This window comes from Lysobacter sp. P5_B12, assembly GCF_056400425.1.
In genome coordinates this window covers 226,072-247,749 of record NZ_JBFULG010000002.1, presented here as the reverse complement: position 1 = coordinate 247,749, position 21,678 = coordinate 226,072, and the positions used below count along the sequence as shown (strand labels likewise).

The following is a 21,678-nucleotide window of genomic DNA, read 5'->3' as shown; positions in this document are numbered from 1 at the left end:
CAGGACCGCCCCGGAATGAACGCCGACACCATCCGCCACCTGATCGAACAAGGCCTGCCCGGCGCGCGTGCGCAGGTGCAAGGGGAGGACGGCGTGCATTTCGAAGCCACGGTCGTGTTCGCCGATTTCCAGGGCAAGTTGCCGCTCGCCCGCCATCGCATGGTGTACGCCACGCTCGGCGACCGCATGGGCGGCGAGATCCACGCACTGGCCCTCAAGACGCTCACGCCCGACGAGGCGAACGCCTGACATGCAGAAGATCCAGATCGAGGGCGGCGCGCCGCTCAACGGCGACGTGCAGATTTCCGGCGCCAAGAACGCGGTATTGCCGATCCTGTGCGCAACCTTGCTGGCCGACGAACCCGTCGAGATCAGCAACGTCCCGCACCTCCACGATGTGGTGACCACCGCCAAGCTGCTCGCCGGCCTGGGTGCGGAGATCACGGTCGACCAGGGCACGATCGGCAAGGGCAGCGAGAGCGGGATCGTGGTCGATCCGCGCAGCGTCAACAGCCATGTCGCGCCCTACGAGTTGGTCAAGACGATGCGCGCGTCGGTACTCGTGCTCGGGCCCTTGCTCGCGAAGTACGGCGCGGCCGAGGTGTCCTTGCCCGGTGGTTGCGCGATCGGTTCGCGCCCCGTGGATCTGCACATCAAGGGCATGCAGGCGCTCGGCGCGGAAATCAGCGTCGATCACGGCTTCATCAAGGCGCGCGCGGATCGCCTGAAGGGCGGGCGCGTGGTGTTCGACATGGTGAGTGTCGGCGCCACCGAGAATGTGTTGATGGCGGCGTGCCTGGCCTCGGGTACCAGCATTTTGGAAAACGCCGCGATGGAGCCGGAGATCGTCGATCTCGCGGACTGCCTCAATGCGATGGGCGCGCAGATCGAAGGCGCAGGCAGCAATCGCATCGTCGTGCACGGTGTGGAGCGCATGCACGGTGCGAAGCATGCGGTGGTCGCCGACCGCATCGAAACCGGGACGTTCCTCGTCGCCGGTGCGATGACGGGCGGGCGGATCACGGCGCGTCGCACGCGGCCGGAAACCCTGGACGCGGTGCTGGAGAAGTTGATGCAGGCCGGCGCGCAGATCGAGGTCGAAGGCGATCGGATCACGCTCGACATGCAGGGGCGTCGCCCGAAGGCGGTGAATCTCACGACGGCGCCGCATCCGGCGTTCCCGACGGACATGCAGGCGCAGTTCATGGCGCTCAATTGCATCGCCGAAGGCGTGGGCGTGATCAACGAGACGATCTTCGAGAATCGTTTCATGCACGTGCAGGAGTTGCAGCGCCTGGGTGCGGACATTCGCGTCGAGGGGCACACGGCGATCGTGCGCGGCGTGGAGAAGCTGAGCGGTGCGCCGGTGATGGCGACGGATCTGCGTGCTTCGGCTTCGTTGATCCTCGCGGGCCTGGTGGCCGATGGCGAGACGGTGATCGATCGTATTTATCACCTGGATCGCGGGTACGAGAACATCGAAGAGAAGTTGTCGGGCCTGGGCGCGCGGATTCGGCGCGTCGGCTGAGGGCTGCCGCGTCACGTCGCGGAGACTCCGGTTTCTGCATGCTCGGAGGCTCTCGTCATCGAGGCCTTCGATCATGACTTCTCCGATCACGGGCGAGGTGTCCAACAGTAAGGTCGCCGCTGTTTTTCCGCAGGAGATGGCTGCACGTCAGGCGGCGGAAGGTGTCAGTGCGGCGCTGTCGTTGGGTGCGGCGCAGGTGCAGGTCATCACGCCTGCCGAGCCGCATCCGGGGCGCAAGATGGAGCCGGAAAGCGCGGGGATCTGGCGCACGATCGTCGTCGCGCACGTCAAGCTGGGCATCGTTGGGATTGTCGTGGGGGCGCTCGTGTTTTTCGGAATGCGTGCGGCCGGGATTCCCTTCATCGTGAATTCGCCGGTAGCCGCAGCATTGGTGCTGATGGGCTTTGGCGGTGTCGCTGGGTTGATGCTCGGTGGGTTGGTGTCTCTGCGGCCTGATCACGATCGTTACGTGGCGGCGACGCGGGATGCGATGGCGGCGGGGAGCACGACGGTCGTGGTGCATGCGTTTTCGGAGGAGCAGCGTGCGCAGGCGGCCGAGTTTCTGCGGGCGCAGGGTGGCGAGGTGACGTCCACCCTTTGAAATGGATTCCACCTCCCCTCCGGGGAGGTCAAAAAGAAGCCCGCCGCATGGCGGGTTTCTTTTTGGGTGGGGTTGGGTGCGCTGCGGAAGCCCGCTCGAAACCCATCAGCGCGCCGCCGGGAACGTGGAGAGTTCCGAATTTTTTTGGGAAAAAAATTTGAAACTCTCCACGCTGCGGCATCACCTTGCGGGTCGCTTCGATCAAGGGGGTTTCGCCCGAGCCTTCATTGGGGGCTGCAAAGCAAGCTTTGCAGGCAGCCGATCGTTGGCGGGAGAGCGAAGAGCGGAGCAGGGTTCGCCCTCGCGCCGACGCACTCGGTTCGGTAGGCTGCGCCACAGTCAGGCGCGCTGACGATCGGACCAACGCGACCTCAAGGGGAGAGGCGATGAGAGAAGGCTGGTACGAGGACGACTACCTGCTGTTGTTTGATCCAGACGAGGTGCCGTCCGTTTCCGCTCGATACGAAATAGCGAGATGGCTGCCTGCGTACTCGGTGATCGGGTTGCGGAGCTGGGAGGCGTTGCTTGTCCAGGACGCGGCCGGCGGGAAGTTCTCGGTTCCATGCGTCCCTATTTCCAATGCGCACCTGACGTCGGTCACCGCTCCGCCGAGTGATGCCGTGTTGGCCGCCGACGCGCGGCTCTCCGGCAAGATCATGTGGCGCCTGACGCCGATCGCGTTCGGTGGCAGTCCAACCGATGAAGCCAACGTGCATTGGGTGACGCCGGAGCAGCATGCACAGCTGGTGGTGTTTTGGAATGCGCGTTTCCTGGAAGCGAAGGCAGCGGCACATGTTCAAACACAGATGCCAGGTTGAAGACCAACGTGTCCTGGCGCAGCGGGCCAATCCACTCGATGCGTCGTGGAACGAGTGGACGTTGGTCGTTTGTCCGAAATGCAAGACGCTCAGGGAATGGCAGCACCATTCGGACGAGCAGATGCACGGTGGCGATCTGCAAATTTCTGCAATTCCAACGACAGATTATTTGCACCATATTTATGGTCTCGCCGAGTCGGATGTCGCACTGATTCTCGGGCGCCGGAAAAAGGTGCGCAGGTACAACCGCCACACGGGAATCGTGGAAGAGCACGACGACTAGCGAAGCAACCCTTTGGGCCAACGCGGGATCCCCAGGATGAGAAGTGAGCTCGAGCAATTGCTGTCCCTGGGGCCGCTGACCAGTGAGTTCGCCCCCGACGTGGCGCTCCTGGAGCAGCAGGAAAACCTGGTCCTGGCGCTCACCGCGCCGGCGACCGACGAAGAAGCACGCGCGGCGATGGCGTTGTTCGGGGCGGATGGTTGCTTCGGACTGGCTTGGGCGGTCCTGCATTTCGTGGAGTCGGCACCCGGTTGGCCGATCCGGGAATGCATGGCGGACGAATCCAGTTACTGGGTTGGTGTCATGCGCGAGCGGTCGGCGAATGCGGCACCCGATACTCGTGGAACGGATGACAAAGTGGATCTGCTCCAATAACCCATGGGAACCACATACCGATTCATCGCCTCCCCATCCGAACCACGTTGCCGGAACTGAAAGCAGACCCCGAATACAAGCGAATCGAAGCGCAGGTTTCTGCTGCCGGCAAAGCTCCGTAACAAGCGCAAAGGGAGTGCACGGATGGCGGTTGGAAAGAACAAGGAACTGCCCTCGAAAGCCTGCCCGGCCTGTCGCGGGGCGGGGTGGATGAAATGCCCGACCTGTCATGGGGTGGAAGGCCGTACGACTGCCAAACGTGCAGTGCGTTCGCAGCCTCCCTTGGGAGAAGCGGTCGCGTCCCGTGTGTGCGGTGCAAGGGCGACGGCCAGGTCGCTCGCACCTGATCAGACGGATCGCACCATCCACTCTTCCGGAGAGAAAAGGACCGCAATGCAAACGTTGCTGCAAGCTGTGAGGAAATGGCGCCGTCAGCGCAGCCCCGCGATTGCGCTGAACGGCGCTGCGGTATCAATCAACGGTTGTGGCCTCGCGACGCTGGCGGACTATGAAGCGGCGCTTGGCGCCCATTCGCGAAAGCTGGACGCCCTCCAGGCCAAAAACACGCTGTATTTCTAGGATCGCGCCGGAATCGTCGCGTACGCACCGCTGTCGTCGGACAGGATTGCATCCTTCACCGCGTACTTGGCCAGGGGCCCATCTTCCGTATCGCCCAAAACCAGATTCGCGGGTTCACTGACGATCAATGGCGTACGGATTACACGCGAATCAACGCTTTCGTCGATTCGGCGCCTTCCTTTTCTGGATCGCCTGGACGACAACCAGTATTCCCACGACCAGGTGGCGCAATTCGCTGTCGATGGCTCGCAAACCAGCGTGTTGTTCAGCTTCAATCGCAAGGCCCATGCATTTGAATTTGAACCCCGAGTCCACTCATTTGCGGTGGATTTTGGAAAGGCGAAATGACATGACGAACTTCGCAAGATCCTTGGCATTAACGACCTTGCTGTCGTGCTTCGGCGCCTCTGCCTCGGAAGCGATCCGCGCGCCGCAGTACTGGTTGTTCCTGATCCAGAAGGATTTCGAGGCGTCGTGCAAGGTCGAGCGTTTCAAGGTCGGTACCGTCGTCGCCGGATACAACGGTCTCAGGGAAGAGCAGTGGTTCTTGCACACGTGCCACGGGGACGTCGAATATTGGGTCTCCTACTACCCGGAATCGGCATTCCCGGACCGCGCTACCCAATACGAAGTCCGACCCGTGACGCTGACTGGCGGCGGACATCAGCGGCCCGAGTAGCCGCCTGGAGTCGATATGTGCAGGAACATCAAAACCCTTTTCAACTTCGCCCCGCCGGCGACGGACGACGAAATTCGCGCCTCGGCTGTGCAATTCGTCCGCAAGCTGAGTGGGTTCAACGCGCCATCGAAGGCCAACGAAGCGGCCTTCAACCTGGCCGTGCAACAAGTCAGCGACGCAGCCACGACGCTCATCAATTCGCTCACCACCTTCAGCCCGCCGAAGAACCGGGAAGAAGAGCGGAGCAAAGCCGCGATCCTGTCGGCCAAGCGCTTTCCGAACAGCGCCGCCAGATCGAAGCCGCTTCGCGACTCGGCCTGATACAAGCAGGCCACCATGCGCGACGGGGACATCGACTATGCCGCGTACACGGTGCGCGAACTCGAAGAAGCGCTCGCGGGCATTGATCGCCGCCGGTATCCGAAGAACGATGCAAACCTTCGCGCCGCTTACGAGCGACTGACATCGAGGACACCGCCGCCACCACCTGCGCCGGAACCTGTACGCGAATTGCCTGCAGTCAGTCGGCCGCTACCGAAATACGACGAACACGGCCGATACATTCCCAATCAGATCGACGGCATCGAACGGGTCAGCTATCTCGCCTTTTCGGCGGTGATCCTGGCCTATGGCACCTACGGCGTCTCGACCAATGACCTTTACATACCGCGCCGAAGGCACGGCATCCATTTACACGACACCCCGGCCTGGCTCGTTTACGGCGCCATCGTATGCGCCTGCCTGGTCATGCTGTCCGTCTTTCGTCGACCACTACGACCGGCGGGACAACGAGAACAACTACCGGGTCTTTGCAAAAACCTTCATGGTGATCGGCTGGACCCTGTTCGGCCTCTCGCTGGTGTTCGATATGGTGCTTCGCGGCAAGGGAACGTGACTGGGCAGCACTCGCACTCACCAGGCAGACCTCGTACGCGCGCGCAAGGTGCGCAAAGATGCGCTCGACGTTCTCGTAGCTTTTGCCGTGATCCAGCTCGGTCCCCGGCATGCGGGGCCGGCTTTCGATCGAGAGGCGGGAAGTCCCCGCATCCGCCGCCTCGGCGCTGACCACGATCACCTCGCCGAACGTCCGAAACGACATTCCGATGCGCGCCTCAAGCGTCCTGCCGGCCATTTTCGCGACCTTGCTCTTGCGCAGCGACAGCACGGCATCCCGCGCCGCGAGGAGGGCCTGGTCCGGACCACAGTCGATCGTGACAACGCGCGTCTGGCGCACTTCGCCCGCGAGCTCCTTGTTCGGGAACTGCAGCGGATCGACGTAACGCCGATGAAGCCAACGCATCGATAGGCCAAACGCCATGATGCCTGCCGCGTTGACTGCGGCAACGAACAACGCGCTCTTGGAATCCATCCAGCATCCCCTTCTGCTGACGCCAGTTTGTCCCGAGATGCCACGTTGCGGAAAGATTCCGAGCGGGGCAGTAAAGTAGGGGCGACCATCGGCGGGGGAGAGTTCATGGACACCGCGCTATCGATAGCCGCCGGCGTCATCATCCTGCTGGCGACGGTTTTCTTCGCCATTTACGTCACATGGCTTTTCGCAACCCGCATCCGCTCCCGCGAATCCGCGCCAAAAAGTTTCCTGCGATGGCTGCGAGACCTATACGACCTCGCACTCGGCCTGTAGCCGCCAACAGGCGGCCCCGCTTCACCCATCAAATCACCGCGAAGGCACCTTGCCCGAGAGAGGACATCGCGCTGGCGAGGACATGCACCCACGTATGCCGCGATGTCCTCGACGGGCAAGGTGCCGGCCCGTCGGGTGTGCTGGCAGTCGGCGCGCATCCATCCACTCGCGACGCCCCCCACTCACCAAGTGCTGTCGCGCGAAACGACTCGCTACGCGCAGCGGTGCGTCGTGTTGGAGGCCGCATTGCGGAGCGTGAGCTCTTGCGGAGCAATGCGGCCTCCAATGCGGCGTGCCGATGCGCAACTCTGGTGGACACGCCCCCCACCCACACGACGCCAATTCGTCGAACAAAAAAAGCCCCGCATCGCGCGGGGCCTTTGATCACTTCATCGACTTGAGCTGCAAATCGACCTCATCCTGCCCATCCTTCCGCTGCAGGATCCGCGCAGGCGCAGGCATCCCATCGACGATCCACACCAACGTCTGCTTGTTCCCGTCCGTGCGCTCCACCTTCGTCGCCTGCCGCGCCTTCCCGCCGACCGTGATCGACTCCTTCCCGGCCACCGTGTACACCATGTCCTTCGCACGCCCATCGTCGACCATCCGATAACGCAACGGCTTCCCCGCGGCGACATCACGCGCCAGCGCAAGATTCACCAACATCGCATCCAGATCCCCAGGCTTGAGCTCCACCGGCCCCGCACGATCCGGCTTCACGTTGCCCGTCCACGTCGCGACACCCTTGTCCCAATCGTACTGCGCGTTCTTCACGACCTTCTTGATCAAGACCGACGAATTGTCGCTGCCCGACACCGGACGCCACTGCCCGCCGTTCTCCTCGAACATCGTCACCTGGCTCAACGACGCAAGACTGCTCTGGATACTCAACGAATACTTCCACTGCGCACCCGCGGGCGCGAGCTGCATGTGCGCATTGCCTTCCATGCCCATGTAATTGGCCACGTACTCGGCATTGAACGACTTCAGCGACGGCCCCGCGGCGAACGCAGGCACCGACACGCACGCCAGCAAAGCGGAAGCGACGAACGCGCGACGGAAACGATTGAAAGAACGCATGGGCAAGCTTCCTATTGGTACGCGACCAGTTGCAGTTCGAGATCCCCGTCATCGTCGTGCTGCACGATGCGGACGGGCGTCGGAACGGATTCGACGACCCAGAAAGTGGTGGCATTCCCGCCGCCGCGCACGCGATCCACGCGCAATGCGGCATAAGCCAGATCATCGACAACCTGCGACTCGCGCGCGGCGGCGACGCGGTACTCCTGGTCGCGCGCACGCCCATCGTCGACGAACCGATAGTGCAGGGTGGCCCCGGGGGCCGCGTCGCGCAACATCGCCAGGTTGATCAGCAGCGCGTTCATGTCCCCGGCCTGCAGCGGCACCGGCGCGCGGCGGGTCTTCTTCACATCGCCCGTCCACTGCGCGAGATTGCGAGACCAATCGTAGGTCCCGGTGATCTGCTTGCGGCTGAAGAGCGCTTTCCGCACGGTCGCCTGGCTCAGCGGGCGGAAGCCGCCGGGGGTTTCGTCGAAGACCGTGCTCTGCTGCAAATCGAGGTTGGCCAGCGACATCAGGCCGTGGGTGGCCTCGATGCGCAGGTCGATGCGCCAGCGGGCGTGGTCGAGGGCCACCAGCTCCAGCGTGGCGTCGCCGAGCGGCTTGCCGTCGCGGAAAACCGCATAGCGTGCGTTGAAGGGAAACAACGCCTGGACAGCCGGTTCCGCTGGCGCGACCGTGGTCGTCGCCGGCGCAGGTGCCTGCTGCGCGACCGCCGGGCACGCCCCTGCGACCACGACCAGCGCGGCAAGCAGCAGGGGAGAGGCGAGCGATTTCACCGGGTCGGTAACGCCAGACAGTCGAGTTCGGCGGAATCTAAGGGCAGCGGAGCCAACAGGGGATGACCGTCGAGCAGGGCCGTGTCGCCCTGTTCAGCGATCCGGCCCGCCACCGCCAGGCCCAGGACCTTGACCAGCAAGGGGTGTTCGGCGGCGAGCACGCGTTCGGCCAGCGCGTCGGGCGTGTCGCCGGGCAACACCGGCACGCGGGCCTGCGCGATGACAGCGCCGGCGTCGAGCTCGGGGCTGACGAAGTGGACGCTCGCGCCGTGTTCGGCGGCGCCGTCGGCGATCGCGCGTGCATGCGTCTTCAGACCGCGATACGCCGGCAGCAGCGAGGGATGGATGTTGAGCACGCGTCCGCGGAAGCGTTCGACGAAGGTCTCATCGAGCACGCGCAGATAGCCCGCGCACACGATCCAGTCCGGTTGCACCGCATCGAGCGCATCGGCGAGTTCGGCGTCGAATTCCTCGCGCGGCGCATACGACTTCGCATCGCGGCTCCAGCGCAATTCCGCGGGCACGCGTTCGAGCGCCGGCGCATTGAGCCGATTGGAGAACACGCCGACGATGTCCGCATCGAGGGAACCGGCGGCGATCGCATCCAGCAACGCCTGCAGGTTGGTGCCGCGCCCGGAGGCGAGGACGGCGAGGCGGCGCATCGGCAGGTGCCTCAACCGATGCGCACGCGTTCCGCGCCGCTGGCCGCCACGACCTGCCCGATCTCGCGATGCGCGAGGCCGAGGCGTTTCAGATCGTCGGACACCGCGGACACCGCATCGCGCGCGAGGACGAGCACGAAGCCCACGCCGCAGTTGAACGTGCGCCACATTTCTTCGCGCGGCACCGCGCCTTCGCGCTGCAGCCAGTCGAACACGGGCGGCAGCACGATGGCCGATGCTTCGATGTCGAGGCCCAGGCCTTCGGGGATCACGCGGATGATGTTCTCGGTGAGGCCGCCGCCGGTGATGTGCGCCATGGCGTGGAGATCGTGCTTGGCGAGCAGTTCGAGGATCGGCTTGACGTACAACTGCGTCGGCGCCATCAGCGCATCGACGAGCTTCACGCCGCCGACGTCGATCTCGGCCGGGCGGCCCGCGCGATCGTAGATGCGGCGGACCAGCGAGTAACCATTGGAATGCGGACCCGAGGACGCGATGCCGAGCAGCACGTCGCCCGCGCGCACCTTCGCGCCGTCGAGGATCTGCGACTTCTCGACCGCGGCCACGCAGAAGCCGGCCAGGTCGTATTCGCCCGGCGGGTACATGTCGGGCATCTCGGCGGTCTCGCCGCCGATCAATGCGCAGCCGGAGAGTTCGCAGCCCTTGGCGATGCCGCCGACGACGGCGACCGTCGTGTCGACATCGAGCTTGCCGGTGGCGAAATAGTCGAGGAAGAACAGCGGCTCGGCGCCCTGCACGAGGACGTCGTTGACGCACATCGCGACCAGGTCGATGCCGATGGTGTCGTGGCGATTGAGCTGCTGGGCCAGCTTGAGCTTGGTGCCCACGCCGTCGGTGCCCGAGACCAGCACCGGTTCCCTGTACTTGCCCGACAGGTCGAACAGCGCGCCGAAGCCGCCCAGGCCGCCCATCACTTCGGGCCGGAAACTGCGCTTGACCAGCGGCTTGATGCGTTCGACGACTTCGTTGCCCGCGTCGATGTCGACGCCGGCGTCCCGGTAGGTAAGCGGAGTGGGGGTGGTCACGCGGGTGGCCATTGGACGCCGGAAAGCGGCAAGGAGGAGGATTTTAGCAGGCGCGGCGGACGCGCCGGGTTGGCGCTGCGGGCAAGCCTGCGGCACCATGCAGGCCGTCGAGCAGGCAAGGATGGATCGATGCACCTGGCATTTCGCATGGGCAAGGCGTTCGCGGCCGCGGCGGTGTTGTGGCTGGCGAGCGGTTCTGCGTTCGCGCAACGCACCGAGGGCGACGTCGTCGCCGGCGCGCACGGCCTCTACGAGGCCGAGGTGAAGGTGAACAGCCAGGGCGAGGCCGAGCGCAACGCGGGCTTCGCGCGCGCCATGACCATCGTGCTGGGCAAGCTCACCGGCGATCGGTCCGCGCCGAGCCGGCCGGGGGTGGGGCAGGAGCTGCGCCACGCCAGGGATTTCGTGAAGAGCTACGACTACAAGCAGGACGAGGGCCGCTCGAGCACGGGCGCGCCGACGTTCAACACGACGCTGGTCGTCCGCTTCGACCCCGAACAGATCGACGGCATCGCCGCCACGCTCGGGCTGCCGGTGTGGGCCGAGCCGCGGCCCAAGCCGGTGCTGTGGCTGGCGATCGACGACGGACGCGGTCCGCGCCTGGTCGCGCTGGCGCAGACCAACGCCGCGCGCGCCGTGCTCGATCGCGCGCAGGAACGCGGCTATCGCCTCGGCCTGCCCTCGGGCAGCGCCGCCGAACAAGCGGCCGTCGGCGCCATCTGGCGTGGCGATACGGCCGCCATCGCACGCGCTTCCTCGCGCTATAGCCCGCCGATGCAGTTGATCGGCAAGCTGTATCGCACCACGGGCGGCGGCGGCTGGACCGCCGATTGGACCTTCGTCGACTCGGGCAAGGTGTTGTCGACCTGGACGTCCTCGCAGCCCGACGCGCGCCGCGCGATGGCCACCGGCGCCGACGGCGCGGCCGATGCGCTGTCGAAGAAGTACGCCAAGCGCAGCACCGCCGCCGGCGAACCGGGCCGCTACACCGTGCAGATCGACGGCATCCGCAATGCCGAGGACTACATCCGCCTGATGTCCTACCTGCAGGGCCTGCCCGTCGTGCGCGGCATGGCGCCGGTGCGCGCGGCGCCCGACGGCTTCATCGTCGAACTCGACCTGATCACCGGCCTGCCGGGCCTGCGCCGCGTGGTCGGCACCGGCGAGGTGTTGCTGGCCGAAGAAGACCAACCCGTCCTGCACCTGCGCTGATGGACATGCCCCTGTCGCCGTTCGCGCGCCGCATCCAGTGGGCAGGCATTGTCCTGATCACGGGCCTGCTGCTCTGGCTGCTCGCGCCGATCCTCACGCCCTTCGTGTTCGCCGCGCTGCTCGGCTGGCTCGGCGATCCCACCGTCGACCGTTTGCAACGCCGCGGCTGGTCGCGCCACATCGCCGTGGTCATCGTGTTCTGCACGATGGCCTTCATCGTGCTGGTGACGCTGGTGTTGCTGCTGCCGCTGATCGAACGCCAGATCGTCACGCTCGTCGAATCGCTGCCGCACTATCGCGACTGGTTCATCGGCACGGTGCTGCCGTGGTTCGAACGCCACACCGGCCTGGACCTGATGGCGTGGCTGGATCCGGACCGCCTGTTCCAGCTCGTGCGCGACCACTGGGAACGCGCCGGCGGCGTGGCGACGACGATGCTCGGGTATCTCTCGCGCTCGGGCTTCGCGCTGGTCGGCTGGATCGCGAACATCGTGCTCGTGCCCTTCCTCACCTTCTACTTCCTGCGCGATTGGGATGTGCTGAAGGAGCGCGTCGCATCGCTCGTGCCGCGCGACCACATCGGAACGGTCACGCGCCTGGCAACCGAATCCGACGCGGTGCTCGGTGCCTTCCTGCGCGGGCAGTTCACCGTGATGCTTGTGCTGGGGGTGATGTATGCGCTCGGCTTGTGGGCGGTCGGCCTGGACCTGGGCCTGTTGATCGGGCTCATCGCGGGCCTGATCAGTTTCGTGCCCTACCTGGGCCCGGCGAGCGGCGTGGTGCTCGGCGTGATCGCCGCGCTGGTGCAATACGGCGACTGGACGCACGTGGCGCTGGTGCTCGGCGTGTTCGGCGTGGGGCAGGTGATCGAAAGCTACGTGCTCACGCCGCGGCTGGTCGGCGACAAGATCGGCCTGCACCCGGTCGCGGTGATCTTCGCGATCATGGCCGGCGGACAGTTGTTCGGTTTCCTCGGCGTGCTGCTCGCATTGCCGGTGGCCGCGGTCGCGAACGTGTTGCTGCGTTACGCGCATGAGCGTTACACGCACAGCCGCCTGTTCACCGGCGATCGGCCGGGCATCGAACTGGACCCCTACGTCGACGCGGGGCTCGACCGCCCCGCGCCCGGCGACGACCACGTCTGATCGATCGCATGCCTGCACCGCAACTTCCGCTGGCCCTGCGTTACCCGCCGGACCAGCGCCTCGAGACATTCGTCGGTGCGCCCGAAGGCGCGCTCGCGCAGGTGCGTGCGATCGCCGAAGGCGCGGCACACGACTGGTTGTTCATCGCCGGCCCTGCGGGCGTAGGCAAGACGCATGTGTTGCTGGCCGCATGCGCCGCGGCCGAATCGACCGGGCGCACGGCGGCCTACCTGCCGTTGAAGAGTGCGGCGGGGCGCTTGCGCGATGCGCTGGAAGCCTTCGATGGTTTGTCGCTCGTCGCGCTCGATGGACTCGAAGCGATCGCGGGCGTGCGCGATGACGAAGTGGCTTTGTTCGATTTCCACAATCGTGCGCGGCAATCGGGTGCGAGCGTGTTGTATGCGGCGCAGGCGTCGCCGGATCAGTTGGCGCTGACGCTGCCGGACCTGCGCTCGCGCTTGTCGCAATGCGCGCGCGTGATGCTGTCGCCGCTCGACGACGAAGCGCGCCGCGATGTGTTGCGTTCGCGCGCGCAGCGTCGCGGCCTGGTGCTCGACGAGGCGGCGATCGATTGGTTGTTGCGTCGTCGCGGGCGTGATCTTGCGACGCTCACTGGTTTGCTCGACGTGCTCGATCGCGCTTCATTGGCGGCGCAGCGGAAGATCACCGTGCCGTTCCTCAGGCAAACGCTACACGACGAGTGACGCATCCAGTTCGGCAAGACGCTGCGGCGTGCCCACGTCGGTCCAGCGCCCCATGTGATGCGCGCCCTGCACCGCATTGCGCGCCATCGCAGCGACCAGCAGCGGCGGCAGCTTGAACCGCGGTGGCGTGCGCTCCACGCCTTCCACCTCGCCGATGATCTCGCGCCAGCCTTCGAACAAGGCGGCGCGAAACACGCCGATGCCGGCGTAAGTCAGCTTCTCGTGGCCGTGCGCCCGGACCGTGCCGTCGGATTGCAGATCGTAGTCGCCGTTCGGATGCTGCGGCGGATTGTCGACGAACACCAGGTGCGCATCGCGATCCATCGTGCGCGGCAACAGCGCGAAATCGAAATCGGTCCAGACATCGCCGTTCACCGTGAGGAACGGTGCGTCGCCGAGGGTTTCCAGCGCCTTGAGCATGCCGCCGCCGGTTTCCAGCGGCGTCGGGCCTTCGTAGCTGTAATGCAGCGTCATGCCCCAGCGACTGCCATCGCCGAGCACTTCGGGGAAGCGGTCGGCCAACCAACTCGTGTTGACGACCACTTCGCGCACGCCCAGCGCCGCGAGCTTTTCCAGGTGCCACACGATCAGCGGCTTGCCGCCCGCTTGAAGCAGGGGCTTGGGCGTGGTGTTCGTCAGCGGCCGCATGCGTTCGCCGAGGCCGGCGGCGAAGATCAGTGCTTTCACGATTCGTCGCCGGTGCCGTCGGTCCAGTGCGTGTATTCCTTCAGCGTCGGCCGCACGTGGCGTTCGATCAGCGCGACGAGCGGCGCGAGTTCCGGATACTTCGGCAAAACGCGGTCGAGATAGGCGAAGAAACGCGGGGCATCTTCGAGGTAATGCGGCTTCGCGTCGCGATGATGCAGCCGCGCGAAGATGCCGATCACCTTGAGGTGCCGATGCACGCCGATCCAGTCGACGTCGCGGCGGAATTGTTCCAGCGACGGCACGGGCAGCCCCGCGTCCTTCGCGCGCTGGTGGTAACGCTCCAGCCACGCATCCACGCGTTCCTGCGGCCAGCTGACGAACGCGTCCTTGAACAGGCACAGCGGGTCGTAGGCGATCGGCCCGCGCACGGCATCCTGGAAATCGAGCACCGCCGGGCCGTCATCGGCGGGCATGAGATTGCGCGGCATGAAATCGCGATGCACGAAGACTTGCGGTTGCTTCAGCGCCGCGTCGATCAGCAGGCGATGCACGCGTTCGAGGTGCTGCTCGTCGTGTGCGTCGAGGACCACGGCCAGGTGCTTGCCGAGGAACCATTCGTCGAACAGGCGCAGCTCGCGCAGCAACATCGCCTCGTCGTATTTCGGGAAGTCGGCGGGAACGGGAATGGCCTGCAGGCGGAGCAACTGGCCGATCGCGTCATCGAACAAGGCGTCCGCGTTGTCCGAGTTCAGCGCCGCCAGGTAGGTGTCCGCCCCGAGGTCCTCCATCAGCAGGAAGCCCTGCACGTCGTCCTCGCAAGCCACCTGCGGCACGCGCACGCCGGCGTCCTGGAGCATGGCGCGAATCCGCAGCCACGGCTTCACGTCTTCCTTGTCCGGCGGGGAGTCCATCACGATGCGGCTGGGCTCGGCCCCGAGGGTGCGCCAGTAGCTGCGGAATCCGGCGTCGGCCGACGCGCGGGCCAGGCCGACAGTGCGGTCTCCGAGGATCTGCCGTGTCCAGGCCAGGCGCTGTTCTTCGCGTGGGAGGGTTCCGGAGTCCATGGGCGGTGTCTGCGGCGGGCAAGAGCGCGAAGGGTAAACTGCCGGCAATGAATTGGGCGAGACGGACATGAGCGAATTGCGGCCGGTGTTGCTGTCGGGGGGCTCCGGCACGCGCCTGTGGCCGTTGTCGCGCGAGGCCTATCCCAAACAATTCCTGCCCTTGGTGGGCGAGGAAACGATGCTGCAGGCGACGTGGGAACGCGTCGGCCCGCTCAGCGCGCAAGCGCCCATCGTGGTCGCCAACGAATCGCATCGCTTCCTCGTGGCCGAGCAGTTGCGTCAGGTCGGTGCGCCGGTTCCGCGCATCCTGCTCGAACCGGTGGGCCGCAACACCGCGCCGGCGATCGCCGTGGCCGCGTTGCAGGCGCTGGCCGACGGCGGCGATCCCTTGCTGCTCGTGCTGCCGTCGGATCACGTGGTCGCCAATGTCGACGCGTTCCGCGCCGCGGTGCGCGAAGCTTGCGCGGCGGCGGAGGCGGGTGCGCTGGTCACCTTCGGCATCCTGCCGACGGCGCCGGAAACCGGCTTCGGTTACATCGAAGGCGAGGGCGCGGGCAACGGCGTGCGCCCGGTGAAACGCTTCGTCGAGAAGCCCGATGCGCAAACCGCGCAGCAGTATCTCGATGCCGGCGGCTATTACTGGAACAGCGGCATGTTCCTGTTCCGCGCCTCGCGCGTGCTGGAAGAACTCGAACGCTTCCGCCCCGACATCGTCGCGGCGTGTCGCACGGCCTTCGATGCGGCGAAACGCGATGGCGATTTCGTGCGCCTGGAGGGCGAGGCCTTCGCCGCGTGTCCGTCGGATTCGATCGACTACGCGGTGATGGAACGCACGGATGCCGCGATGGTGCTGCCGGTCGACATCGGCTGGAACGATGTCGGGTCGTGGTCCGCATTGTGGGATGTCACCGAACGCGATGCGCAGGGCAATGCGCACCACGGCGATGTCATCGCGGTCGACAGCCGGAATTCGTATGCATACGCGCGCCGGCTGGTGGCCCTGGTCGGCGTCGATGACCTGGTCGTGGTCGAAACCGACGATGCGGTGCTCGTCGCGCGCAAGGACCGCGTGCAGCAGGTGAAAGAAGTTGTCGCCCGATTGAAGGCGGCCGACCGCACGCAGGTCGCACTGCATCGCGAGGTGCATCGCCCCTGGGGCAGCTACGACTCGGTGGATGTCGGCGACGGGTTCCAGGTCAAGCGCATCAAGGTGAAGCCCGGTGCATCGCTGTCGCTGCAATCGCACGCGCATCGCGCCGAGCACTGGATCGTGGTGCGCGGCGTGGCCCGCGTCACGCGTAACGACGATGTCTACGACCTGCGCGCCAACGAAAGTACCTATATCCCCATCGGCGCCAAGCATCGTCTGGAGAATCCGGGCCGCGAAACGCTGGAGCTGATCGAGGTGCAATCCGGCGCTTATTTGGGTGAAGACGACATCGTCCGTTACGATGACGTCTACGGCCGAACGGGCCAGGGAGCCTGATTTTCATGCAGTTGAGCCATCTGGACCGCCTCGAAGCGGAGAGTCTCCACATCCTCCGCGAGGTGGCGGCGAGCTTCCGCAACCCGGTGTTGCTGTATTCGGTCGGCAAGGACAGCTCGGTGTTGCTGCATCTGCTGTTGAAGGCCTTCGCGCCGGGCAAGCCGCCGATCCCGTTGCTGCACGTGGACACCGGCTGGAAGTTCCGCGAGATGATCGAATTCCGCGACCGCCGTGCGGCGGAGACGGGTGTTGATCTTCGGGTGCACACCAACCCCGACGGCGTCGCGCGCGGCATCGGCCCGATTTCGCATGGCGCGACCGTGCATACCGACGTGATGAAGACGCAGGGCCTGAAGCAGGCGCTGGACCAGTACGGTTTCGACGCAGCCATCGGCGGCGCGCGCCGCGACGAGGAGAAGTCGCGCGCGAAGGAGCGTGTGTTCTCGTTCCGCAACGCACAGCATCGTTGGGATCCGAAACACCAGCGTCCCGAGTTGTGGGACCTGTACAACGCGCGCATCGCGACGGGCGAAAGCGTGCGCGTATTCCCGCTGTCGAACTGGACCGAGCTCGACGTGTGGCTCTACATCTTCCGCGAAGGCATCCCGGTGCCGACGCTGTATTTCGCCAAGGAACGTCCCATCGTCGAGCGCGACGGCGCGCTGCTGATGGTCGACGATCAGCGCCTGCCGCTGCGCGAAGGCGAAGTGCCGCAGATGCGCCGCGTGCGGTTCCGCACGCTGGGTTGCTATCCGCTGACCGGCGCGATCGATTCGGACGCCGACACGCTGGAAAAGATCATCGCCGAGATGCTGGTGGCGACGACCTCCGAACGACAGGGCCGCGTGATCGACCACGATCCCACCGCGTCGATGGAGAAGAAGAAGCAGGAAGGGTATTTCTGATGGATCTCATGGACCCCGCGACCAGCGTCGCCGAAGCGTTGCGCCGCCACGAACACAAGGGCCTGCTGCGCTTCATCACCTGCGGCAGCGTGGACGACGGCAAGAGCACGTTGATCGGCCGCTTGTTGTACGACAGCAAGCGCCTGTTCGACGACCAGCTCGCCGCGCTCGCCGCCGACAGCCGCCGCCACGGCACGCAGGGCGCGGAGATCGACTACGCGCTGTTGATGGATGGCCTGGCCGCCGAGCGCGAGCAGGGCATCACCATCGATGTCGCCTACCGTTTCTTCGACACCGAACATCGCAAGTACATCGTCGCCGATTGCCCCGGGCACGAGCAGTACACGCGCAACATGGCGACGGGCGCATCCACCGCGGAACTGGCGGTGGTGCTCGTCGATGCACGCAAGGGCCTGCTGGTGCAGACGCGCCGGCACACTTACATCGCCGCGCTGCTCGGCCTGCGCCACGTGGTGCTCGCGGTGAACAAGATGGACCTGGTCGGTTACGACCAGGGCGTGTTCGAAGCGATCGCCGACGAATACACGCAGCTCGCGCATTCGCTCGGCATCCCGCACGTGCAATGCATTCCGCTGTCGGCGCTGAAGGGCGAAAACCTGGTGCATCGCGGCGAGTCCACGCCGTGGTACGACGGCCCCTCGCTGCTCGAATACCTGGACACGGTGCAGATCGAACGCCCGCAGGCCGACAGCGGGTTCCGCCTGCCGGTGCAGTGGGTGCAGCGTCCCGATCGCAGCGATGCGAGCCGTGACTTCCGCGGCTTCGCGGGCACGCTCGTCGCCGGCACCGTCAAGCCGGGCGATGCGGTGGTCGTGTTGCCCTCGGGGCGGCGTTCGCATGTCGCACGCGTGCTGGGTCCCGATGGTGCGGTGGACCTTGCGGTCGCAGGGCAGGCAGTAATGGTCGTGCTCACCGATGAAGTCGACGTCAGCCGCGGCGATGTCATCGCGGCCGCGGACGATGCGCCGGAAGTCTCCGATCAATTCGCCGCGCACGTGCTGTGGATGGGCGAAGGGCAGTTGCTGCCGGGGCGCCCGTACTGGCTGAAGCTCGGCACGCGCACCGTCGGCGCGACGGTGACCACGCTCAAGCACAAGGTGGACATCGATACGCAGGCGCCGCTGGCGGCGACGCATCTGTCGTTGAATGAAGTCGGCTACTGCAACCTCTCGCTCGACCAGGCGATTCCGTTCGAACCGTATGCGCGCAATCGCGCGTTGGGCGGTTTCATCCTGATCGATCGCATCGACAACGCGACCGTCGCGGCGGGCACGCTCGACTTCGCGCTGCGCCGCGCGGGCAACCTGCACTGGCAGCACATCGATGTCGACCGCGCCACGCGCGCGCGCAGCATGGGCCAGGCGCCGCGTTGCGTGTGGTTCACCGGTTTGTCGGGTTCGGGCAAGTCGACGGTGGCCAACCTCGTCGACAAGCGCCTGCACGCGATGGGCAAGCATGCCTTCGTGCTCGACGGCGACAACGTGCGCCATGGCTTGAACCGCGACCTGGGGTTCACCGACGAAGATCGCGTGGAAAACCTGCGCCGCGTGGCCGAAGTGGCGAAGCTGATGACCGATGCGGGCCTGATCGTGCTGGTCAGCTTCATCTCGCCCTTCCGCGGCGAACGCGCGGCGGCGCGCGCGATGTTCGAGCCGGGCGAGTTCATCGAAGTGTTCGTCGATACGCCGCTGGCGGTCGCCGAGTCGCGCGACGTCAAGGGTTTGTACGCGAAGGCGCGGCGTGGCGATCTGCCGCATTTCACCGGCATCGATTCGCCGTACGAAGCGCCCGAGGCGCCGGAGTTGCGCCTGGATACGACGGCGGAAACGCCGGAGGCGCTGGCCGAGCGCGTGGTGCGGCGGTTGCTGGGCGAGTAAACAGTAACCACGCAACCCCACCCCAACCCTCCCCTGCAAGCAGGGGAGGGAGTTGCAGGACGTCAGACGGTGCGTGGCTTCTTGCCGCGGACCGCTTCCCACAGGAACAACAACACGATCGCCGCCAGGATCGCGATGACCCAGACCAGCGCGCGGTTGGTCACGTTGAGCATGCCTGCGATGTAACCGCCGGCCGCGGCGCCCAGTGCGCCGAGCACGATGGTCATGATCCAGCCGACCGGGTCCGCGCCGGGCTTGAAGAAGCGCGCCAGGATGCCGATCACGGCACCGCCCACGATGTACATCAGGAGCCCTTCGAACATGGTGTCCCCTCCTCGCGGCGCCGGATGACGCCGAGGGGGATGCTAGCGATGTGTGCGGCGCAGCATCGGCGCGGGGCCGACGGGCGGCGCCGTCGCGTCAGCAGCAACCGTGTTCGCCGCGCTCCTTGCCGCCCGCCATCGCCGCGCTGCCCTTGGTCTCGCCGCGCGCGCTGGCTTCGTGGTGGCGCGCGATCACGCGCGCAACGCAGGAGGTCACGCGCTTGCCCATCGGGATGTGCAGGAATTCGTTGGGGCCGTGCGCGTTGGAATGCGGGCCCAGCACGCCGGTGATCATGAACTGCGCGTCGGGGAATTTCTCGCCGAGCATGCCCATGAAGGGGATMGTGCCGCCTTCGCCCATGTACATCGCCGGCTGGCCGAAGAATTCGCGGCTGGCCTCGTCGATGGCCTGCGTGAGCCAGGGCGACATCGCCGGCGCGTTCCAACCGGTCGAGGCCTTCTCCAGGTCCAGCGACACCTGTGCGCCGTACGGCGGATCCTTTTCGAGCGTCTGCTTGAGCACGTCGCCCGCGCGCTTGCCGTCCAGCGTGGGCGGCAGGCGCAGCGACAGCTTCACCGCGGTGTGCGGGCGCAGCACGTTGCCGGCCGACGACAGCGGCGGCATGCCGTCGACGCCGGTCACCGAGAGCGCAGGACGCCACGTGCGATTGAGCACGAGTTCGGTGAGGTCCTCGGCCATCGGCTTTTCGCCGGGCAGGAAGGGGAACTTGTCGTACACCGCGGTGCCGACGACCTTCGCCGCTTCCTTCGCCTGCACGAGGCGTTCGTCGGGGATCTTGTCGTGCAGGCCGTCGAGCAGGATGCGACCGGTGGTTTCGTCCTCGATGCGCGAGAGCAGCTCGCGCAGGATGCGGAAGCTCGAAGGCACGATGCCGGACGCGTCGCCCGAGTGCACGCCTTCGCTGAGCACCTTCACGGTGAGGTTGCCGCCGGCCAGGCCGCGCAGGGACGTCGTGCACCACAACTGCTCGTAATTCGCGCAACCCGAATCCAGGCACACGACGAGCGAGGGCATGCCGATGCGATCGGCGAGATGGTCGACGTAGGCGGGCAGGTCGTAGCTGCCCGATTCCTCGCAGGCTTCGATCAGGATCACGCAGCGCGCATGCGGGAGCTTCTGTTCCTGCAGCGCGAGGATCGCCGCGAGCGAACCGAAGATCGCGTAACCATCGTCGGCGCCGCCACGGCCGTACAGGCGATCGCCCTTGATCACCGGCTTCCACGGGCCGAGGTCCTCGTCCCAACCGGTCATCTCCGGCTGCTTGTCCAGGTGCCCGTAGAGCAGGACGCAATCCTCGTCGCTGCCGCCGTTGGCCGCGGGGATCTCCAGGAAGATCAGCGGCGTGCGGCCCTGCAGGCGCACCGTTTCGACCTTCATGCCGGCGATCGCCTGCGCCTTCGCCCAGGTTTCCATCAGCGCGACGGCCTGGTCCATGTAGCCGTGCTGCACCCAATCGGCGTCGAACATCGGCGACTTGTTGGGAATGGCGATGTATTCGACGAGGCGCGGGACGATGTCGTCGTCCCACTTGCGCTCGACATAGCGTTCGAGGGCGGGGGCGTCGAGGGAACGATCCATGCGGGGGCACCTGGGGCGGGAAAGGACGCGATTCTAACGCGGGGGGTCCGTCCGCATCAGACATTCCCTACACGCCGGGCCTGAAAACAGCGACGGAGCGGTGCGGCAAAACCTGATGGGTTCAGCGGGCGCGGACCGGGAAACTGCACCTGTCCGCCGCATCGTGCCGCGGGCAAGGAAGCATCGCCCACCTCGTCAGGGAGACACCCATGCACTCGTTCATCAAGACCACCACCGTCGCGCTGCAGGCGATGGTCCTCTCCGTCCTGTTCGCCGGTGCCGCATACGGCGCCGATTCGGTGGACATCAACACCGCCGATGCGCAGACCATCGATCGCGTCCTGGTCAACATCGGCCCGTCGAAGGCGCAGGCCATCGTCGCCCATCGCGAAGCCAACGGGCCTTACAAGAGCCTGGAGCAACTCGCGAAGGTGAAGGGCATCGGGCTGAAGACGGTCGAGAAGAACCGCGACCGCATCCAGTTGGGCGGCGGCAGCGCGAAGGGGTCGGCGAAGCCGGCAACGGCGGCCGCCGCGCCCTGATCTTCGAAAGCACGCGGTTTTACAGGTGGCGTCCCGGCGGCACGTGCCGTTGGGCGGGGCGTCGTGCAGGGATGGG

Annotated in this window: 27 protein-coding genes; 16 read left to right on the top strand and 11 right to left on the bottom strand. The window is 65.9% G+C overall.

Annotated features, from left to right (window positions below; all coding sequences use genetic code 11):
• The first annotated feature begins 15 nt into the window (after positions 1–15).
• The 3 genes from AC1DOM_RS04575 to AC1DOM_RS04565 all read left to right on the top strand — a co-directional run bounded on the left by AC1DOM_RS04575 (position 16) and on the right by AC1DOM_RS04565 (position 2,129).
• Positions 16–249 carry a BolA family protein gene (locus tag AC1DOM_RS04575; RefSeq protein WP_498960682.1) on the top strand — a complete coding sequence of 78 codons (234 nt, stop codon included), beginning with the start codon at positions 16–18 and terminating at the stop codon, positions 247–249.
• 1 nt (position 250) lies between these two features.
• The gene (gene murA / locus AC1DOM_RS04570) at positions 251–1,528 is read left to right on the top strand and encodes a UDP-N-acetylglucosamine 1-carboxyvinyltransferase (RefSeq protein WP_498960680.1); all 1,278 of its coding nucleotides are present in this window, start codon (positions 251–253) and stop codon (positions 1,526–1,528) included.
• 73 nt (positions 1,529–1,601) lie between these two features.
• Positions 1,602–2,129, top strand: coding sequence for a hypothetical protein (locus tag AC1DOM_RS04565; RefSeq protein WP_498960678.1), 528 nt, complete (start codon positions 1,602–1,604; stop codon positions 2,127–2,129).
• A gap of 28 nt (positions 2,130–2,157) precedes the next feature.
• Here AC1DOM_RS04565 and AC1DOM_RS04560 read toward each other — a convergent pair whose 3' ends face one another.
• Positions 2,158–2,334 carry a hypothetical protein gene (locus tag AC1DOM_RS04560; protein WP_498960675.1) on the bottom strand — a complete coding sequence of 59 codons (177 nt, stop codon included), beginning with the start codon at positions 2,332–2,334 and terminating at the stop codon, positions 2,158–2,160.
• Positions 2,335–2,515: 181 nt separating this feature from the next.
• On the opposite strand from AC1DOM_RS04560, the gene AC1DOM_RS04555 reads away from it, so the two are divergent.
• From AC1DOM_RS04555 to AC1DOM_RS04535, 5 genes are all read left to right on the top strand, one after another.
• Positions 2,516–2,947, top strand: a complete 432-nt coding sequence (locus AC1DOM_RS04555; RefSeq protein WP_498960673.1) for a hypothetical protein — start codon at positions 2,516–2,518, stop codon at positions 2,945–2,947.
• Positions 2,922–3,230, top strand: coding sequence for a hypothetical protein (locus tag AC1DOM_RS04550; protein WP_498960671.1), 309 nt, complete (start codon positions 2,922–2,924; stop codon positions 3,228–3,230). Before AC1DOM_RS04555 ends, AC1DOM_RS04550 begins: the two co-directional genes overlap by 26 nt.
• Before the next feature lie 36 nt (positions 3,231–3,266).
• Entirely contained in the window at positions 3,267–3,605 is a 339-nt protein-coding gene (locus AC1DOM_RS04545) for a hypothetical protein (RefSeq protein WP_498960669.1), read from the top strand.
• A 393-nt stretch (positions 3,606–3,998) separates the two neighbouring features.
• Positions 3,999–4,184, top strand: coding sequence for a hypothetical protein (locus tag AC1DOM_RS04540; RefSeq protein ID WP_498960667.1), 186 nt, complete (start codon positions 3,999–4,001; stop codon positions 4,182–4,184).
• Positions 4,185–4,533: 349 nt separating this feature from the next.
• Complete coding sequence (locus tag AC1DOM_RS04535; protein WP_498960665.1) at positions 4,534–4,863, top strand: hypothetical protein; 330 nt, start codon at positions 4,534–4,536, stop codon at positions 4,861–4,863.
• On the opposite strand, the gene AC1DOM_RS04530 is transcribed toward AC1DOM_RS04535, so the two are convergent.
• Both AC1DOM_RS04530 and AC1DOM_RS04525 read right to left on the bottom strand, forming a co-directional pair.
• Positions 4,848–5,216 (bottom strand): hypothetical protein, encoded by a 369-nt coding sequence (locus AC1DOM_RS04530; RefSeq protein WP_498960663.1) that lies wholly within the window; start codon positions 5,214–5,216, stop codon positions 4,848–4,850. The genes AC1DOM_RS04535 and AC1DOM_RS04530 overlap by 16 nt on opposite strands.
• Before the next feature lie 392 nt (positions 5,217–5,608).
• On the bottom strand, positions 5,609–6,232 hold the full coding sequence (locus tag AC1DOM_RS04525; RefSeq protein WP_498960662.1) for a hypothetical protein: 624 nt from the start codon (positions 6,230–6,232) through the stop codon (positions 5,609–5,611).
• Between the two features lie 105 nt (positions 6,233–6,337).
• On the opposite strand from AC1DOM_RS04525, the gene AC1DOM_RS04520 reads away from it, so the two are divergent.
• Positions 6,338–6,508, top strand: coding sequence for a hypothetical protein (locus AC1DOM_RS04520; protein ID WP_498960660.1), 171 nt, complete (start codon positions 6,338–6,340; stop codon positions 6,506–6,508).
• A 384-nt stretch (positions 6,509–6,892) separates the two neighbouring features.
• Here AC1DOM_RS04520 and AC1DOM_RS04515 read toward each other — a convergent pair whose 3' ends face one another.
• The 4 genes from AC1DOM_RS04515 to purM are packed head-to-tail and all read right to left on the bottom strand — an operon-like array spanning position 6,893 to position 10,087.
• Complete coding sequence (locus AC1DOM_RS04515; protein WP_498960658.1) at positions 6,893–7,588, bottom strand: DUF3108 domain-containing protein; 696 nt, start codon at positions 7,586–7,588, stop codon at positions 6,893–6,895.
• An 11-nt stretch (positions 7,589–7,599) separates the two neighbouring features.
• Positions 7,600–8,367 carry a DUF3108 domain-containing protein gene (locus AC1DOM_RS04510; RefSeq protein ID WP_498960656.1) on the bottom strand — a complete coding sequence of 256 codons (768 nt, stop codon included), beginning with the start codon at positions 8,365–8,367 and terminating at the stop codon, positions 7,600–7,602.
• Positions 8,364–9,029, bottom strand: coding sequence for a phosphoribosylglycinamide formyltransferase (gene purN / locus AC1DOM_RS04505; RefSeq protein ID WP_498960654.1), 666 nt, complete (start codon positions 9,027–9,029; stop codon positions 8,364–8,366). Before purN ends, AC1DOM_RS04510 begins: the two co-directional genes overlap by 4 nt.
• 11 nt (positions 9,030–9,040) lie before the next feature.
• Positions 9,041–10,087, bottom strand: coding sequence for a phosphoribosylformylglycinamidine cyclo-ligase (gene purM / locus AC1DOM_RS04500; RefSeq protein ID WP_498960652.1), 1,047 nt, complete (start codon positions 10,085–10,087; stop codon positions 9,041–9,043).
• A gap of 117 nt (positions 10,088–10,204) precedes the next feature.
• On the opposite strand from purM, the gene AC1DOM_RS04495 reads away from it, so the two are divergent.
• From AC1DOM_RS04495 to hda, 3 genes are read left to right on the top strand one after another with little or no spacing between them, the layout of a single operon-like run.
• Positions 10,205–11,287: a DUF2066 domain-containing protein gene (locus tag AC1DOM_RS04495; protein ID WP_498960650.1), complete on the top strand. Its 1,083-nt coding sequence runs from the start codon at positions 10,205–10,207 to the stop codon at positions 11,285–11,287.
• Positions 11,288–11,292: 5 nt separating this feature from the next.
• Positions 11,293–12,432, top strand: a complete 1,140-nt coding sequence (locus tag AC1DOM_RS04490; protein ID WP_498961269.1) for an AI-2E family transporter — start codon at positions 11,293–11,295, stop codon at positions 12,430–12,432.
• A gap of 8 nt (positions 12,433–12,440) precedes the next feature.
• Entirely contained in the window at positions 12,441–13,136 is a 696-nt protein-coding gene (hda, locus tag AC1DOM_RS04485; protein ID WP_498960648.1) for a DnaA regulatory inactivator Hda, read from the top strand.
• On the opposite strand, the gene murU is transcribed toward hda, so the two are convergent.
• Together murU and AC1DOM_RS04475 are read right to left on the bottom strand one after the other, a co-directional pair.
• The gene (murU, locus tag AC1DOM_RS04480) at positions 13,122–13,823 is read right to left on the bottom strand and encodes an N-acetylmuramate alpha-1-phosphate uridylyltransferase MurU (RefSeq protein WP_498960646.1); all 702 of its coding nucleotides are present in this window, start codon (positions 13,821–13,823) and stop codon (positions 13,122–13,124) included. The genes hda and murU overlap by 15 nt on opposite strands.
• Positions 13,820–14,848 (bottom strand): aminoglycoside phosphotransferase family protein, encoded by a 1,029-nt coding sequence (locus tag AC1DOM_RS04475; RefSeq protein ID WP_498960644.1) that lies wholly within the window; start codon positions 14,846–14,848, stop codon positions 13,820–13,822. Before AC1DOM_RS04475 ends, murU begins: the two co-directional genes overlap by 4 nt.
• Before the next feature lie 67 nt (positions 14,849–14,915).
• On the opposite strand from AC1DOM_RS04475, the gene AC1DOM_RS04470 reads away from it, so the two are divergent.
• Genes AC1DOM_RS04470 through cysN form a run of 3 tightly spaced genes read left to right on the top strand, consistent with a single transcriptional unit; the run spans position 14,916 to position 19,137 of the window.
• Positions 14,916–16,334 carry a mannose-1-phosphate guanylyltransferase/mannose-6-phosphate isomerase gene (locus AC1DOM_RS04470; protein ID WP_498960642.1) on the top strand — a complete coding sequence of 473 codons (1,419 nt, stop codon included), beginning with the start codon at positions 14,916–14,918 and terminating at the stop codon, positions 16,332–16,334.
• A gap of 5 nt (positions 16,335–16,339) precedes the next feature.
• Positions 16,340–17,239, top strand: coding sequence for a sulfate adenylyltransferase subunit CysD (gene cysD / locus AC1DOM_RS04465; RefSeq protein WP_498960640.1), 900 nt, complete (start codon positions 16,340–16,342; stop codon positions 17,237–17,239).
• Entirely contained in the window at positions 17,239–19,137 is a 1,899-nt protein-coding gene (gene cysN / locus AC1DOM_RS04460) for a sulfate adenylyltransferase subunit CysN (RefSeq protein WP_498960638.1), read from the top strand. Before cysD ends, cysN begins: the two co-directional genes overlap by 1 nt.
• A gap of 62 nt (positions 19,138–19,199) precedes the next feature.
• Here cysN and AC1DOM_RS04455 read toward each other — a convergent pair whose 3' ends face one another.
• Complete coding sequence (locus AC1DOM_RS04455) at positions 19,200–19,460, bottom strand: GlsB/YeaQ/YmgE family stress response membrane protein (RefSeq protein WP_498960637.1); 261 nt, start codon at positions 19,458–19,460, stop codon at positions 19,200–19,202.
• A 97-nt stretch (positions 19,461–19,557) separates the two neighbouring features.
• The gene (locus tag AC1DOM_RS04450) at positions 19,558–21,060 is read right to left on the bottom strand and encodes a M20 family metallopeptidase (protein WP_498960635.1); all 1,503 of its coding nucleotides are present in this window, start codon (positions 21,058–21,060) and stop codon (positions 19,558–19,560) included.
• A 209-nt stretch (positions 21,061–21,269) separates the two neighbouring features.
• Between AC1DOM_RS04450 and AC1DOM_RS04445 the strand changes: the two genes are divergently transcribed.
• A complete protein-coding gene (locus AC1DOM_RS04445; RefSeq protein WP_498960633.1) occupies positions 21,270–21,602 on the top strand; it encodes a ComEA family DNA-binding protein in 333 nt (110 codons plus the stop codon).
• Positions 21,603–21,678 lie beyond the last annotated feature (76 nt).

Bases quoted from the DNA above. Each gene is read 5' to 3' on its own strand.
- AC1DOM_RS04550 (WP_498960671.1), top strand. From the start codon at position 2,922: ATGTTCAAACACAGATGCCAGGTTGAAGACCAACGTGTCCTGGCGCAG.
- AC1DOM_RS04455 (WP_498960637.1), bottom strand. From the start codon at position 19,460: ATGTTCGAAGGGCTCCTGATGTACATCGTGGGCGGTGCCGTGATCGGC.
- cysD (WP_498960640.1), top strand. From the start codon at position 16,340: ATGCAGTTGAGCCATCTGGACCGCCTCGAAGCGGAGAGTCTCCACATC.
- hda (WP_498960648.1), top strand. From the start codon at position 12,441: ATGCCTGCACCGCAACTTCCGCTGGCCCTGCGTTACCCGCCGGACCAG.
- AC1DOM_RS04530 (WP_498960663.1), bottom strand. From the start codon at position 5,216: ATGTCCCCGTCGCGCATGGTGGCCTGCTTGTATCAGGCCGAGTCGCGA.
- purM (WP_498960652.1), bottom strand. From the start codon at position 10,087: ATGGCCACCCGCGTGACCACCCCCACTCCGCTTACCTACCGGGACGCC.
- AC1DOM_RS04470 (WP_498960642.1), top strand. From the start codon at position 14,916: ATGAGCGAATTGCGGCCGGTGTTGCTGTCGGGGGGCTCCGGCACGCGC.
- AC1DOM_RS04520 (WP_498960660.1), top strand. From the start codon at position 6,338: ATGGACACCGCGCTATCGATAGCCGCCGGCGTCATCATCCTGCTGGCG.
- AC1DOM_RS04555 (WP_498960673.1), top strand. From the start codon at position 2,516: ATGAGAGAAGGCTGGTACGAGGACGACTACCTGCTGTTGTTTGATCCA.
- AC1DOM_RS04475 (WP_498960644.1), bottom strand. From the start codon at position 14,848: ATGGACTCCGGAACCCTCCCACGCGAAGAACAGCGCCTGGCCTGGACA.
- AC1DOM_RS04565 (WP_498960678.1), top strand. From the start codon at position 1,602: ATGACTTCTCCGATCACGGGCGAGGTGTCCAACAGTAAGGTCGCCGCT.
- AC1DOM_RS04445 (WP_498960633.1), top strand. From the start codon at position 21,270: ATGCACTCGTTCATCAAGACCACCACCGTCGCGCTGCAGGCGATGGTC.
- AC1DOM_RS04535 (WP_498960665.1), top strand. From the start codon at position 4,534: ATGACGAACTTCGCAAGATCCTTGGCATTAACGACCTTGCTGTCGTGC.
- purN (WP_498960654.1), bottom strand. From the start codon at position 9,029: ATGCGCCGCCTCGCCGTCCTCGCCTCCGGGCGCGGCACCAACCTGCAG.
- AC1DOM_RS04515 (WP_498960658.1), bottom strand. From the start codon at position 7,588: ATGCGTTCTTTCAATCGTTTCCGTCGCGCGTTCGTCGCTTCCGCTTTG.
- AC1DOM_RS04575 (WP_498960682.1), top strand. From the start codon at position 16: ATGAACGCCGACACCATCCGCCACCTGATCGAACAAGGCCTGCCCGGC.
- AC1DOM_RS04545 (WP_498960669.1), top strand. From the start codon at position 3,267: ATGAGAAGTGAGCTCGAGCAATTGCTGTCCCTGGGGCCGCTGACCAGT.
- AC1DOM_RS04525 (WP_498960662.1), bottom strand. From the start codon at position 6,232: ATGGATTCCAAGAGCGCGTTGTTCGTTGCCGCAGTCAACGCGGCAGGC.
- murA (WP_498960680.1), top strand. From the start codon at position 251: ATGCAGAAGATCCAGATCGAGGGCGGCGCGCCGCTCAACGGCGACGTG.
- AC1DOM_RS04540 (WP_498960667.1), top strand. From the start codon at position 3,999: ATGCAAACGTTGCTGCAAGCTGTGAGGAAATGGCGCCGTCAGCGCAGC.
- cysN (WP_498960638.1), top strand. From the start codon at position 17,239: ATGGATCTCATGGACCCCGCGACCAGCGTCGCCGAAGCGTTGCGCCGC.
- AC1DOM_RS04495 (WP_498960650.1), top strand. From the start codon at position 10,205: ATGCACCTGGCATTTCGCATGGGCAAGGCGTTCGCGGCCGCGGCGGTG.
- AC1DOM_RS04490 (WP_498961269.1), top strand. From the start codon at position 11,293: ATGCCCCTGTCGCCGTTCGCGCGCCGCATCCAGTGGGCAGGCATTGTC.